Annotated in this window: 16 protein-coding genes; 11 read left to right on the forward strand and 5 right to left on the reverse strand. The window is 69.4% G+C overall.

Going from position 1 to position 13,564, the window contains the following annotated elements; genetic code table 11:
* Positions 1-305 precede the first annotated feature (305 nt).
* Entirely contained in the window at positions 306-1,427 is a 1,122-nt protein-coding gene (locus SLV14N_RS19430; protein WP_263270350.1) for a hypothetical protein, read from the forward strand.
* Between the two features lie 718 nt (positions 1,428-2,145).
* On the opposite strand, the gene SLV14N_RS19435 is transcribed toward SLV14N_RS19430, so the two are convergent.
* Positions 2,146-3,588, reverse strand: coding sequence for a pentapeptide repeat-containing protein (locus SLV14N_RS19435; RefSeq protein ID WP_263270352.1), 1,443 nt, complete (start codon positions 3,586-3,588; stop codon positions 2,146-2,148).
* Between the two features lie 69 nt (positions 3,589-3,657).
* Between SLV14N_RS19435 and SLV14N_RS19440 the strand changes: the two genes are divergently transcribed.
* Positions 3,658-4,125, forward strand: a complete 468-nt coding sequence (locus tag SLV14N_RS19440) for a hypothetical protein (protein WP_263270354.1) — start codon at positions 3,658-3,660, stop codon at positions 4,123-4,125.
* Between the two features lie 98 nt (positions 4,126-4,223).
* On the opposite strand, the gene SLV14N_RS19445 is transcribed toward SLV14N_RS19440, so the two are convergent.
* Positions 4,224-4,643, reverse strand: a complete 420-nt coding sequence (locus tag SLV14N_RS19445; protein ID WP_263270355.1) for a trypco2 family protein — start codon at positions 4,641-4,643, stop codon at positions 4,224-4,226.
* Between the two features lie 791 nt (positions 4,644-5,434).
* Here SLV14N_RS19445 and SLV14N_RS19450 point away from each other — a divergent pair.
* Positions 5,435-5,710, forward strand: coding sequence for a hypothetical protein (locus tag SLV14N_RS19450; RefSeq protein WP_263270357.1), 276 nt, complete (start codon positions 5,435-5,437; stop codon positions 5,708-5,710).
* 139 nt (positions 5,711-5,849) lie between these two features.
* Positions 5,850-7,046: a helix-turn-helix domain-containing protein gene (locus tag SLV14N_RS19455; RefSeq protein WP_263270359.1), complete on the forward strand. Its 1,197-nt coding sequence runs from the start codon at positions 5,850-5,852 to the stop codon at positions 7,044-7,046.
* Positions 7,047-7,302: 256 nt separating this feature from the next.
* Here the strand turns inward: SLV14N_RS19455 and SLV14N_RS19460 are convergent, their stop codons facing one another.
* The 3 genes from SLV14N_RS19460 to SLV14N_RS19470 all read right to left on the reverse strand — a co-directional run bounded on the left by SLV14N_RS19460 (position 7,303) and on the right by SLV14N_RS19470 (position 9,639).
* The gene (locus SLV14N_RS19460) at positions 7,303-7,797 is read right to left on the reverse strand and encodes an NUDIX hydrolase (RefSeq protein WP_263270360.1); all 495 of its coding nucleotides are present in this window, start codon (positions 7,795-7,797) and stop codon (positions 7,303-7,305) included.
* 19 nt (positions 7,798-7,816) lie between these two features.
* Positions 7,817-9,031, reverse strand: coding sequence for a helix-turn-helix domain-containing protein (locus SLV14N_RS19465; protein ID WP_263270362.1), 1,215 nt, complete (start codon positions 9,029-9,031; stop codon positions 7,817-7,819).
* A gap of 242 nt (positions 9,032-9,273) precedes the next feature.
* The gene (locus SLV14N_RS19470) at positions 9,274-9,639 is read right to left on the reverse strand and encodes a GntR family transcriptional regulator (protein WP_263270364.1); all 366 of its coding nucleotides are present in this window, start codon (positions 9,637-9,639) and stop codon (positions 9,274-9,276) included.
* Positions 9,640-10,558: 919 nt separating this feature from the next.
* On the opposite strand from SLV14N_RS19470, the gene SLV14N_RS19475 reads away from it, so the two are divergent.
* From SLV14N_RS19475 to SLV14N_RS19505, 7 genes are all read left to right on the forward strand, one after another.
* Positions 10,559-10,687 (forward strand): hypothetical protein, encoded by a 129-nt coding sequence (locus tag SLV14N_RS19475; protein ID WP_263270366.1) that lies wholly within the window; start codon positions 10,559-10,561, stop codon positions 10,685-10,687.
* 174 nt (positions 10,688-10,861) lie between these two features.
* Entirely contained in the window at positions 10,862-11,215 is a 354-nt protein-coding gene (locus tag SLV14N_RS19480) for a hypothetical protein (RefSeq protein WP_263270368.1), read from the forward strand.
* Positions 11,212-11,586: a hypothetical protein gene (locus tag SLV14N_RS19485; RefSeq protein WP_263270370.1), complete on the forward strand. Its 375-nt coding sequence runs from the start codon at positions 11,212-11,214 to the stop codon at positions 11,584-11,586. Before SLV14N_RS19480 ends, SLV14N_RS19485 begins: the two co-directional genes overlap by 4 nt.
* Positions 11,583-12,500, forward strand: coding sequence for a DUF2637 domain-containing protein (locus SLV14N_RS19490; RefSeq protein ID WP_263270372.1), 918 nt, complete (start codon positions 11,583-11,585; stop codon positions 12,498-12,500). The genes SLV14N_RS19485 and SLV14N_RS19490 overlap by 4 nt, the downstream gene beginning before the upstream one ends.
* A gap of 27 nt (positions 12,501-12,527) precedes the next feature.
* A complete protein-coding gene (locus SLV14N_RS19495; protein WP_263270374.1) occupies positions 12,528-12,659 on the forward strand; it encodes a hypothetical protein in 132 nt (43 codons plus the stop codon).
* Positions 12,656-12,844, forward strand: a complete 189-nt coding sequence (locus SLV14N_RS19500; RefSeq protein WP_263270376.1) for a hypothetical protein — start codon at positions 12,656-12,658, stop codon at positions 12,842-12,844. The genes SLV14N_RS19495 and SLV14N_RS19500 overlap by 4 nt, the downstream gene beginning before the upstream one ends.
* Complete coding sequence (locus SLV14N_RS19505) at positions 12,841-13,560, forward strand: hypothetical protein (protein WP_263270378.1); 720 nt, start codon at positions 12,841-12,843, stop codon at positions 13,558-13,560. The genes SLV14N_RS19500 and SLV14N_RS19505 overlap by 4 nt, the downstream gene beginning before the upstream one ends.
* The last annotated feature ends 4 nt before the right edge of the window (positions 13,561-13,564 follow it).

Genomic DNA, 13,564 nt, shown 5'->3' on the forward strand with positions numbered 1-13,564 from the left:
CACGCTTTCCCGGGGACTTCCGTGCGGGGTCTGGGGGGATCCTGCTGGGCGCGTCGGTGGCACATCACCGAGGACGGCAAGCTGCGGCTGCCGGGAGCGGGCCGTCCGGCCTACCCACGCCACAAACGGAGCAGCGGGCAGCACAACCAAGGTGCGGCAACGTTCAGTGATGCATAGGTTACGAAAAGTTGCCAACAGTTCGTTTGTGTCGACGGTTGCACCGCCCCGCGGCGCTCCCGCCCCGCGGCGCTCCCGCCCCGCGGCGCTCCCGCCCTGCGCCCGCCGCCCCGACAGAAGGCAGACCCATGTTCAGACTCCGGGCTCTTGCCGGATTCGCGGTGGCGGCCGCCGCGGCCGTCACTACCGCCACCGCGATTCCGGCCACCGCCACCTCCCAGGACCTGGTCCCCTGCAGCGAGCTCGCCCTCCGGAACGCGATCGACCAGGCGAACCAGAACCCCGACGCCGACATCCTCAAGCTCACCCCCCACTGCGTCTACACCCTCACCGACGACGACCCCAACAACCCCGGCACCGGCCTGGTGATCACCACTGAGATCACCATCTACGGCAACGACAGCACCATCAAGCGCAGCACACAGCCGCCGGCGCCCGACTTCCGCATCTTCCGGATCGACCCGGGCGGAGACCTCACCCTCAAGCACCTCACCGTCCGCGACGGTCGCGCACAGGGTGACGGCGGCGGCATCTTGCTCAGCGCCGGCAGCGCCAAGCTCACGCTCATCAAGACCAGGATCACCAAGAACTCCGCCACCGCGAGCGGCGGCGGCATCGCCAACGGCGACTTCTTCGGCAGCGACGGCGGTGCGGTCACGGTCCGGGACAGCGACCTCCAGCACAACTCCGCGAGATTCGGCGGCGGCCTGGCCCACTTCGGTGGCACCGCAAAGTTCTGGCACAGCAGAGTCACCGGTAACAGCGCCGCCTCTACCGGCGGCGGCATCATTGCCGACGTCCGGTTGGGCACCGGCGGCACCCTGACCCTCAACGACAGCAAGGTCACCGACAACACCGCGTTCGACCATGCCGGCGGCATCGACAACCACGTCACGACGAACCTCAACAACACCCTCGTCCGCGACAACAGGGTCACCGGCCCGCGCGACTTGGGCCGCAGCGGCACGGGCGGCGGCATCGTCAACCACGAAGGCACGCTGGCCCTCAACAAGAGCGCCGTCGTCGCCAACAAGGCCATCGGCCCGGGCGGCCAGGGCGGCGGCCTCGCCATCTTCGTCGGCACCGTGACCCTTACGGACAGCCGGGTGATCGACAACATCGCCGACAAGGCCCCCGGCGGCATCTACCGCACCGGCGGCACGGTGACGCTGCAAAACACCAACGTGAAGAAGAACCACCCCACCAACTGCGCCGACAGCACCCCGCCGGTCGACGGCTGCCTCGGCTGATCCACCCCCGCAAGGATCCTGCGGGGCCGGGAGCACCTGGCGAACCAGCTCATCGATGACGCCCTGGGGGCGCCCGAGGAGCCCGTCACCACAGCGTGAGGTCGCGCCGCCGGCCCGGATCCTGGCCACAGGTTGGCCACACGCCCTGGTCACGACTGAGATCCGGGCGCATGAGGTGCGACAGCAAACGCAGCCGGAGCGGGCCCCGGTAGCACCGGAACCCGCTCCGACCTGCAGTTTTCCTACCTCTGCGGAGGCTGTGGGATTTGAACCCACGGTGACGTTGCCGCCACGACAGTTTTCAAGAGCGTTCCGGCTTCGGGCACCACCAGCGGCCTGACCTGCGATTATCGATCTTGGCCCCTCCAGGCTGGCGCCATTGGCCCGCAGATGGCCCGCCGCGTGCCGTCGGACGCTCAGGGAGCTACGTGGAATCCCGCCGCTGGTCCGTACTTGCGGAGACCGGTCGACGGCGACGGGATGACGGATGACCTCGACGCGCGCGGCCCCGGTACATCCGGACGACGACACTCCATTCGGACTTTTTTGCAGGAATGCGCGGCATATGTGCGGTAGGTGAGGGTGGCGAAGCCTGGCGGTTCAAGACTCGCTCATCGGCGAGCGAGACCGAGGGCGACTGTTGCCACGAGGGGGCCCGCCATGCCAGCAGGGGGGCGGCCGATGTCCGACCCGTGTGGTCGACGAGGAGGCGTACGTGTCAGGGCCTGATCAGGTGCCACACTTCAGGGAGGCTCAGCCCCGTTGGCATGGCTTGCCCGGGTGGCGGAAGCAGGCCACAAGGCGCGTCACCGCGCGCTGCGGAGAAGCTCACGGCGCCGCCGGCAAACTCCGCGCGGTTGAAGGCGACCGTGCTGCCGGAGAACTCCGAGCCGTCGAAGGTGACCGTGCCGCCGGCGAACCTCACGCGGTTGAAGGTGACCGCGCCGCCGGAGAACTCCGAACCGTCGAAGGTGACCGTGCCGCCAGAGAGCTCCGAGCCATTGAAGGTGACCGTGCCGCCGGAGCCGGAGAACTCCGCGCTGATGAAGGCGACCGTGCCGCCGGTGAACCTCGCGCTGATGAAGGCGACCGTGCCGCCGGAGAACCTCGCGCTGGTGAAGGCGACCGTGCCGCCGGAGAACTCCGCACTGGTGAAGGCGACCGTGCCGCCGGAGAACTCCCCGCCGTCGAAGAAGACCGTGCCGCCGGAGAACCTCGCGCCGTTGAAGCCGACCATGCCGCCGGAGAACTCCGCGCCGCCGAAGAAGACCGTGCCGCCGGAGAATCCCGCGTCGTCGAAGAAGACTGTGCCGCCGGCGAACCTCGCGCGGTTGAAGGCGACCGTGCCGCCGGAGAACTCCCCGCCCTTGAAGAAGACCGTGCCGCCGGAGAACTTCGCGTCGTCGAAGGTGACCGTGCCGCCGGTGAACCTCGCGCCGTTGAAGGTGACCGTGTCGCCGGAGAACTCCGCGCCGTTGAAGATGGCCGTGCCGCCGGAGAACTCCGCACGCGAGAAGTCTCCACCGTCAAAAATCACGTTGCTGAAGTCCAGGTCATGGCCCTGCCAGGAGTGAGAGTGGTCGCAGCGGAGGCGGAGGTGGTCACGGATGAGGCGGATGACCGTGTGCCGGACCTCACGCAGGGCCAGGTAGCCGTGGAGTGCGTCCCCGTCGTCTGCCGGGAGATCGGCCTTGGCGGTGTAGGGCAGGCGTAGGTAGGCGCACAGGACGTCGATGCAGGTCTGGCGCAGGGCGGGGGTGGGGGCGTCGTCGGCGAGGCCGGCCAGGGCGTGCACACCGCCGAGGCGAACCGCGGCGGACTCTTCACCAAGCTGGGAGACGGCGGTGGTGAACCGCTCGGTGTGCAGCCGGGTGGCGTCCCGCAGGGCGCCGTCCTCATCGACCCGCTGGCGCCGGTAGGCCACGACCAGGGCCACCAGGGCGCCCGCCCCGGCGACCACCCCGAAGGACAGTTTCACCAGGTCGAACAGCGTCGTGGCGCTGAGCTGGCGCTCGGGCTTCAGGCCCTGGGCGCCGAGGAGGTCCCAGCCGGCGAAGAACGCGCCGGCGGCCACGGCGATCGCAGTGGCGAAGGCCGCGGGCAGGACGATCCAGACGTGCCACAGGCGCAGGCTGCGCTGGCCGGTACCGGACCGGGGCATAGGAAGATTCACACCCACCAGGACCACTCAGCCCCTCCTGCCGGTTGCAGGGCTTCATCGGCGCCCGGCGTGGCCCACCTCCGGGTGCGCGACATCACCGAGGGCCGGGGCCTGGTGGTGGACGTGCGAGTCTCCAAGGTGGCCCCGCGCGTGGTCGCGGTCCCGTTCGGGTCGCGGGCTCACCTCTGCCCCATCCGGGCATGGCGCCGCTGGAGGCAGGAGCTGGGCCAGGACGTCGACCCGGATTCGTTCGCCTTCCGCCCGCTCCACAACGGGTGGCACACCGTGCTGCAGGGCGGACTCGACCCCGAGTCGGTCGGCGACATCCTCACCCGCATCGGTGACCGCGCCCAGCTCGACATCCGGCCCACCGGCCACAGCCCCCGCCGCGGACTGGTCACCGAGTCCTCCCGCGCCGGCAACCCCGACGCCCTCATGGAGCGACAGGGCGGATGGGCCCCCGGATCCAAGGTCATGCGCCGCTACCGCGAGGAAGACGATGCCTTCAAGGAGAACGCGCTGCACGAGGTGCTGTAGAGCGCCGAGACACGGAAGCGAGCGCGACCCGCCCGGTCAGCGCGGACGGCCCGAGGACGCCGTCAGGCCGTCCTCTTTCTCTCGGGCTTCTCGTCAGCCTATTCCTCTTCCCTTCCGGCAACGGCCGCCCGATTGGTTGGACCGACCACGGCCGCCCCGAATCCGGCCCTCTGCCGGATTTGCCGTTGGACCTGCTTACCCTCGTCGATATCTGGGGTGGGAATGAGATTCAGAATGATCTTGTGGGATGTGACGTCAGATTCCTGCCGAGTCAGCTCAGCGCCAGCTCCGACGCCCCACACCCGAATGCCCGCTTTCCCAGCTTTTCCGGCGCCCTTCGTGATGACCAGCTCTAGTTCCACAGTGGCGCGCTCAACGGCCAAGCCGAAGCCGCCGTCCTGTCTCGCCCTGTCTTGCGCAGCCAGGAGATCCTGACCAAGAGCGACCAGGACTTCTGGCAAGCCGAGCGTGGCGTTCTCAACTGCCTCGACTTGGTTGTTTGTTTCCTTAGTGGCCATATGTCCATGATTATTGATATGAACCTATCTGTCCTGGTGCATGGCGACGACGGGTGCCGACCAGTGGGGGAGAACGCCGTTGTTGGACACCGGAACCCATCCCGGCCCGGTGCGTCGACGCCAGGACGCCCCTGCCCAAGACCTAACGGTTAGCCGACGCGATACCCCCAGCAGCCTGGATCCCCAGAACATTTGATGATCTTTCCGGACGGATGCGGAGAAAGACCCAAACCCCCACACGGCAGCCCCGGGGACCGACAGACGCCTGCCCGGGAGGGTTCCACCACGGGGCTTTGACGTGGAACTCGACCGCACCCACACCACGCCGTCGTGAGCGTGGCGCTCGACCTCAGCACCCGTGGGCCCAGGGTGCCGCACGGCATCAGTCGAACCAGTTACGCCGAAAGAGGTATGGCGCGCAGCGGGCCCCTTTGGCGCGCCGGCCTGCCCGTGTATGACCGCACCCGTGCTCTGCCCCTGCTCGGGGCCGGAGCTGCCACCTCCGCGCCGCCCGCAGCCCTCGCCTTCACCGGCGCCCCCGATGTGAGATATAGGACCCTGCCACATATCAAGATCATCGCGTCAAGGGGTGGGTAATTCGGAAAGCGATACGAATGACCGCCCTTCCGCGACGAAACTGCCCGAAAGGTGCCGGATTGGGTGGCAGATGACGGCTTTTGCCGAATGGCATTTCGACTGGGCGTGTTACTACGCTCACGGAGCGCGAGCCCCATCCCTTTGGCCGAGGTTCCGGACTCGCGCTCCCCTCAAGCACGAACAAGGAAGTGCCGATGCCGACATTCCCTGAACGTTTCAAGATCAAACGCTTCGAGCGCCGATCCGCGAGCGACAGTAACAGCGGCCCCTACGGCGTGAACATGCCGGGCAACACTGGCAGCGTCCCGGGCAACTGGCCCGCAGCGCCGGCCGCTGCCGCCCTGCCCGCTCCGCCGCTCATCGTGATCAACCCGCCTCAGGACACTCTGTCGCAGGTAATGCTCCTGGTCACAGCTGTGGTGTGGACCTTTGCCCTCTGGAGCAACCGGACCAGCAGCAAGCGCACCTGACGCAGCGCCGGCTGACCCGGCGTGCCATCGATCTCCGTGAGTTCCCTACGAAACAGACGGAGATCCCCCGCATCTGTCACGAATCCCCGGGCGACGAAACCCCTTTCGTCGCCCGGGCCCGGGGAACCGAGGACCTCACATGCAGGGATACTTCCCACCGCAGGAACGCTGCGCGAACTGCGGCAACGAACTCAAGGCGCAGCACACCGGCCGGCCCGGCGAATACTGCGGCACCGCGTGCCGCCAGGCCGCCCACCGCAAGCGGCAGCGCGAGAATCACGCGCCCGACACCGCGATGCTCGATGCCGAGCTGACCCTGTGGACCAAGAACCTGGAAAGCGAAGTGCACCGCCTCGCCGAGTCGCTGGAAAACCCGAACGCCCGGGGCGAAGAACCGCTCACCTCACTGATGCGCATTCAACAGCGCGCCGAAAAACTACGGCCCGCCCTCGTGGCCCGCGCCCGCTGCCGCGGCGTGTCCTGGACCCGGATCGGCCGCCTGCTGAACTTGAACAAGGACACCGTGCGCCGCAAGTACCACGACGTCGACCGCATCGTGCGCGGCATCGTCCGGCTTCGCACCACCCCCACCCGCCCCGCCGACGAGGACAGCGACCCCCACCGAACACCCCGGCCCCCCGCCTGCCCCCAGGACGTCCCTGTCATCGAGCCGCCCCCCACCGACCAGCTCGCCCCCGTCCTCAGCCAACTCCAGCGGGCTTCCCAGCTGACTCTGCGCGCCCTTGGCGAACGGGCGAGAATCTCTGCCAGCTACCTCTCACGCATCCTCAGCGGCGAGCGCTTCCCGGACTGGAGCACCACTGCCCGCATCGCTCAGGCCTGCGGCGCCGACCCCTCCGTCCTGCGCACCGTATGGGACGCAGCCCACCAGCAGCGCGGTCATCGCCAGGCCCCCCACAGCCTCGATTCCGCCCTGCGCTACCTCCACCACCGTGCCGGATCCCCCAGTCTCTGGTCGATCGCCGTCGCCTCCGGCGGCATCCTCGACCAAGACCTCGTCGCCGCAGTACTGGACGGCACTGTCATCCCCGACTGGGAGACCATCCGGCGCCTGGTCCTCGTCCTCGACGGCGAACCCACCTACTTCACCCCGCTCTGGCAGAAGGTCAGCGAACACGCCACCGAGCCCCCGCCACCGCGGTCACCTGCGACGCCACCCCGCCCCCGCGGTGCTCAACTCGAGGAGATGCTCCACGCCTTCAGCGAGACCCTCACCGGCGAGACGACCAGCCCGGCCGGCAGTTCCCTGCGCGCTCGCCCCATGCCCCGCCCTATCCCCGCCCTCACCTCTCTGGCCGACGCCCTGGGTACCTGAAACTCTGAGACGGCGCCGCTGCGGACCGGTTCCCGCGGGTTCTGTCGCCGGCCGCTGACGGTTGGGCGCGAGCGGCGTGAACACCCTTCCTGAACACGGCCCACCACGGTGCCGCGCGGTGAAAGCCCCGCGGCACCGTGCTGTCCGGGAATCGATCGATTCCTGAACCGTCGGGTCCGGTGAACGTGCCGACTTCCACACCCGGTTAAGGGCCACACCCCCGCCGGGACTGCCAGCTTTCGGGACTCCCTGGTTTCTAGGCTCCCTGGCCAGTCGGCGCACCAGGCATATGTCCGTGCTCCAGATACGCCACCCGCCCTTCAGCGCGCGCCATCGCCGCGGCCACGATTCGCCGGGCAAGCCGCGGGATCGTGAGGCTGGCAACAGCGTCGAGCAGATGGAAGTCGTACGCACCGATCTCGGCTACCTGCAGCTGGATCTGCTCCCGGAGTTCCGTAGGGAGAACACCACCGTCGAACAGGTAGAGCACCTTGTCGCCCTCTGCAGGGCTGGGCGCCCAATCCACAGCGAGTAGTCGGCCGATCTCTGGCGAGATGCCCAGTTCCTCGCGCACCTCCCGGACGCACGCCTGCAGTGGAGACTCGCCGATCTCGACGTAACCTCCCGGGATCTCCCAGTAGTCCTTGTACGTCGGCTCCAGCATCAGAACCCGGCCCCGGTCGTCAAAGAACAGCGCGCCCGAGGCCATTCTCGGGCGCGCCATCTTCGCCTCGTGCTCGTTGTCGCTCATGCGAACGAGCCTAACCAGCTCACACCACTCGTAGCCGCTCCGCCAACTCGGCGATCGGCTGGCTCGGGCGGCCTCGGGTTCCGCGGACCCAGCCGAGGACGAGGTCTCGGCTCATGTAGTGGTGCCTGACCTGCTCAGGGGCAAGCTGCTCGGCTTCCAGCACGGCGGCAAGCGCGTCGTCGGTGCGGTTCCAGGCGCTCAGCGCCCGAGCGACCTCCAGGCCGTGCCGGACCCGCCGCTCCACCGGGAGGCTGCTGGTGTCCACCTGCGGGCCGAGGTCCAGCGCGACCTGTACGTCGCCCAGCTCGCCGGCAGCGGCTACACGGTGGATAGCCACGTTCGTCGGGCCGAAGGCCGTCCACATGTGGTTGGCGTCGGCGCCGAGCCGGAACGCGGCGGTCTCCGCCTCCTGGAGGAACTGCTGAGCCGTCGCTCGGTCTTCCGCTCGGGCCGCAGCCATGGCGCCGGTGAGGAACAGCGTCCCGTAGATGGACAAGTACGCCGGTGTCGGTTCGCCGAGGCCCGGTTCCAGGAAGCCGGCCGCATCCTTCACGAGCTGCGCGGCCGTCTCGAAGCGTCCCACGGAGAGCAGGCAGTGGGTCACGGACCGGAAGAGCGACCCAATGATCACCTTGTTCCCGCTCAGCTGCGCCGCGGCGAGTCCTCGGTCTGCGGCGATCCAGGCCAGCTCGTTCTCGCCGAGCTTGCCGAGCACCAGAGCGGCCCCCTGGTAGGTCATGGCGAGCAGGCCGTTCGCTTCATCGCGCTCGTCACCGGAGCAGGACCGGGCCGCAAGCAGCGCGTCGGATAGGAGCGATGGGAGCTGTCGGGCGGCGAATCCGTACCGGGAGTCCTGGTAGGCGTCCCAGACTTCGGCCACATCGGAGCGGAGCGCCGCGAGCGTCGGAGGTTCGCCTACGGCCGGCGTCCCGATGAGTGGGGCGAGCTGTCGGTAGTCCATGAGTGCTTCGCGGAGAGCGGGCAGGGTGCGCCGGCCGCTGTCCTTCGACCACTCCAGCAGGGTCGGCTCACCGATCAGATCGCCGATGGACACGTCGAGCGCGTGGGCGAGCGTCCGGATCACCGAGAGCCGATCCAGCTCGATGCGGTTGTTCTCCGCCTTGCCGAGCCAGTCGGCCGTTCGGCCAACAAGTCCAGCCAGTACGTCCTGGGACAGACCACGACGGTGGCGGTACCAGGCAACGCGCTCGCCGGTCGTCAGGTGCTGCGTCATTCCTCGCATGGTTACAGCCTCAGTTCGGTTCGGCACGGGTCCCGGAAGGATTTTCCGGGGTCTCCCTGGACGCGCGCCATAGCGTCGAAGGCGTACAGGGTGAGATGCGCTGAGACAGCAACTTGGGGGTTCAGCAGTGGGGTTGACGGAGCGTGAGCGACAGCAGGTGATTGCGGAGATCAGGCAGCTCACCGCGCAGGTGGACACACTGTCCCGCAGGGCACAGCGCCTCCCTGTGGGGATCACTCCGGATGCTTCGGCTCCTCCAGCTGATGGAGACGGTCGTCCAGGCGCGCCAGATGAGCCCGGATCGCCTCAATCTCCTTCATGATCGCTACGAACTCCGGGCTGGGCTCCCCGCCCTCCGGCTTCGCCGGCTGACTGTTCACGAAGTAGCCACGCGTCGAGTCGGGGCGTACGACACCGCGCTGGGCGAGCAGCTGCAGCGCCTTGGTCGCGGTGCCTGCAGCCACCCCGAAGTCGCTCGCGATCGACCGGACCGCCGGCAGCTTCTCACCTGCTTTGAGCTTGCCTGACTCGATGTCCCTCTGCAGGGCGTCCGCGATCTGCTCGTTCACTCTGCGCGAGGCATCAGCGGTGGGCGTCATACCGCGATGCTATCCGCCCCTTGAACCAGTCCAACCGGCACACACAGCACAACACATTGTGCTGGTTGTATCAGTCGTGCTAGAACAGTCTCGCTGATGGTCATCCCGTCCGGGGTGACCACAGCCAGCAGGACATGGCTTTGACCTGCAAAGAAGCTCCATCAGCACCGCCCGGACGCCCCGGCGACAGGGGGTGAAAGGAAGCGGTCGTTGCTTGAGAACTGAACAGCGTGCCGCCCCAGCCACCTGCACACGGTGGTCGATGGGGCCGCCTCCGGCCCAGCGCAAAGGGGCCCGGGAGGACGCCTCCAACCCTCGCAAGGTTCGGGAGGAGCCCGGAGCGATCCAGGCAACAGGACGCCGCCCCCTGCACAGGGCGGTCCGGGGCCACTCACCTCCCCGGGGTGAAAAAAGGAGCGCCGTCCACTGACCTTTGGGAGTGGGCGGGGGTCGTCGCTACCCCGGCCTTCCGGCCGGCGGAGTCCGACGGCTACGGGTCACCCGAGACCCGAACCACTGAGAGGAGGCCCGTCATGGGTCGCCGACATACGGGGGCGCTGCCGGGCTGGACCGGCGCGGCAGCTCGCCCACCGCGTCACTTGCGATGCCGGCCCCGCCGATCTCCCGTCGACGGGGCTGGCATCGCCGCCTGAGCACCAGTGCTCACGGTCCCCGCCACCACTGGCATCGAGCTGGTGGTGCCGAGGGCCGTGGTCACTCGTGACGAGCGACCGAAACAGGTGCGGGCCCCGGGGTTGCAGCCCCGAGACCCGCGCACAGGCCACCTAGTTGGAGGCAGTCCTGTGGTTCCCAGTTTCGCATTCCTGATCGCTGGTGAGTCCAGCGATTCGGATCAGATGGATGAGTTCCTGCGTCGCGCCCGGCAGGCCGACGCGACGCGCTCCGGGGGTGGTTCCCGGTGAGCGAGATCGCCGAGCAGCAGGCCGCCGACGCGCTCGCCCAGCAGCGCATCGAGGAAGCCCAACGAGCAGCTGCAGCGGCGGCCGCGGCCGCCGCTCAGGCGGCAGCTCTCAAGGGGGGCTCATGAGCGAGCCCGAGCCCCAGCACGACCGCGCACCGGACACCACCGACCAGTTGCCGCCGCTGCCCCAGCGCCAGCCCGGCGGCTCGCTGTAGCACCGCCCACCGGGGCGCCCGCCGGCCATGAGCCGCTGCGGGCGCCCCGGCCTTCGTCCACACACCGACTTCGGAGTACCCCCTGATGAAGACGTACATCGGCCGTCACCAGGTCCTCACCGATACCGATGTCCTCGAACTCGCCCTCGGCACCCCGCTGGAGCTGTGGCTGAGCGAGGACGGCGAGAGCGTCGAGGAGAGCGCGGCCCGCCTGGACGCGGCCCGCGACATCCTCGCCGACGACCCCGACCTCCACGACCGCGCCCTGCGCACCGCCGCCACCGCGCTCCGCGATGACCGGACCCGCCGACTGGCGGCCATTCAGCGCACCGCCCGCGGCCCCTTCCGCCGCGGTCACGACGACGCCCTCGCCATGGTCCTCCCGCTGCGCACCCACCGTCCCTCCGGCAGCACCTTCGGGATGGGGGATGCGGCATGAACAAGACCCTGCCCCCCGCCGCGCACCTGCAGGCCGCATCCGAGGCGGTGCGCCAGCACAACCACGCAGCCATGGCCGGCGGGTACAACAGCACGCCCGAGGTCAGCCGCGCCGTGATCGCCCTGGTGGAGATGTGCGAGCGGCTGCAGCAGGCGACCGAGCACATGGACAGGCATGTGCACCGCGATCTGGCGGCCGGAAGGCTCGCCCCGGACGACGGGACCGCGCCCGAGGAACACGCGCACGGTGCCGGTGTGGCGCTCCTGGACGCACGGCTGGCCCTGTCTGAACTGCTCGGCCAACTCCAGGCGGCCAGCGGCCATCTGTGGCACCTGGGCATGGTCTACGAGCCCAGGGAGACCGACGCATGAGCTACGAAGACACCACCACCGATCTTGGTGCGTCACTCCGCGTCGAGGACCGGTCGACGGGCGTCAACGCCTCGTCGACGCCCGTCGACATCGGCTACGTCATCGCCGTGCTGGCAGGCGCCCTGACCGTGCTCCTGACCGCCGCGGCGTTCTGGCTGTCCTACGAGCACCTGCAGGAGGTCGCCGCCCGTCACGGCATGGCCGACGCGACCGCCCGCTCCTGGGCCTGGCCCGCCACCGTCGACCTGTTCATCGTCATCGGCGAACTCCTCATCCTGCGCGCCTCCCTGGCCCACCGGGTCGACGGATGGGCAATCCTCCTGGCCGCCGCCGGATCCGGCGGCTCCATCGCCCTGAACGTGGCAGGCGTCGGCGACCACGCCCAAGGGCTCGACTACGTCGTAGCTGCCGTACCGCCGGTCGCTGCCCTCCTGGCCTTCGGCGCCCTGATGCGGCAGGTCCACGCCTATCTCGCCGCCCGCATCACGACGCCCGGCGACGCAGATGCCGACACCGTCGACCGCCCGTCGACGCCCGTCGAAGAGGCGCCCGACCAGACCGCCGAGCCGGTCACCGAGTCCGCCCCTGCGGCGGATATCCCGCTACCGGAACCGCTCCTGGAAGCGGCTGACGCCGAGGCACCGTCGACGCCCGTCGACGCACCGGCCGAACCCGTCGAGGAGACCTCGACGCCCGTCGACCTGTGCACGCCGGTGATCTACCCCAACCGCGTCGACCAACTGATCCGCGCCCTGTACGGCACGGACTTCACCCAGCCGAACACCGCCCGCATGACCGAGGCCATGGCCGCAGCCGGCCTTGGCACCTCCGAGTCCACCGCCCGCACCGCACGCGCCCGAGTCCGCACCCGCGAACCCCAGCTGGCCGCCTTTCCCACCGCCATCGCGAGCTGACATCGCCAGCCTCAAGGAGGACGAACAATGCGCACTAACACCTGGACCTCCCCGCGGCAGCGCCCCGGGCGTCCCTCCAGCCAGCCGTTCGTCGTCGACATCCCCGAACGCCCTTGCCTCGCCGGTCAGATGGCCATGCCGCTGAGGGAGGTGGCATGAGCGAGCCCATCGTGCTGACGCGCACGATCCTGCCGGTACAGGGCTGGTGGCGGGACGTCGAGCCCGCCCCGGCCAGCCTCCCGCCCGGCTACGTGGCCGCCCGGCGGCCGGTCATCGCCGGTCCGGACGCTGACGAGCTGCGGGTGCGCGCGTGGCTGCGTCGGCGGCTCGGCGGTGCGGCATGACGACGCCTCCTCCGCCCTCGACCCCGCCGACCGTCCACCTCCCGACTCCGGCGGACACCACCGCAGATGACTGGTGGGAGGCCCTCTACGGCGATGGCACCGCCGACGCTGCCGAGGTCCCCACGCCGCGTGCGGTGACAGCCCCGGCTGGCCGCCTCCCGTTCTGGTGGACAGGGGAGGGGGTCGCCCTCGGCGAGGACGCCGAGGAGGTGGACACCGACCCGGTGCCGCCGTGCGAGCACCCCGAGCTGCTGGAGGTCCACGACACCTACGGCGAGCTGGTCGCCTACCTCTGCCCGGCCTGCGACGCCCAGCTTGAGGTGGACACCGACGAGGACGAGCCCAAGCCGCGGCCGTACGAGCGGCTCGCCGCCAGCGCCCGGTCCGTCGGCCAGAAGGCCTCCGGGTGGCTGCCTGCCGGAGCGACCGGCATCACCCTCAACCCCCGCGCCCGGCGCCTGCTCTACAACGGCTCGGCCGCCGGGCTGGGCTGGTTCCTCCACATCGGCCCGCCCATCAAGCACCTCGTCGAGACGTGCGGCCGGGAGGCCGGCATCGGTGCCTCCCTCTTCGTCGGCGTCGGCATCTGCGGCGCGGTCGCCGTCCTCGTCGACCGCCGCACCCGCCACTGGTGGCCGCCGCTCGCGTGGGTCTGCCGCGCCCCGCTGGCCGCCGCCGTCCTCGCCCTTCTGCTCTACGCCCCCGCCACGATCTAGGAGT

It is taken from the genome of Streptomyces sp. Je 1-4 4N24 (assembly GCF_026239515.1).
Taxonomy (GTDB): Bacteria; Actinomycetota; Actinomycetes; order Streptomycetales; family Streptomycetaceae; genus Streptomyces; species Streptomyces nigrescens.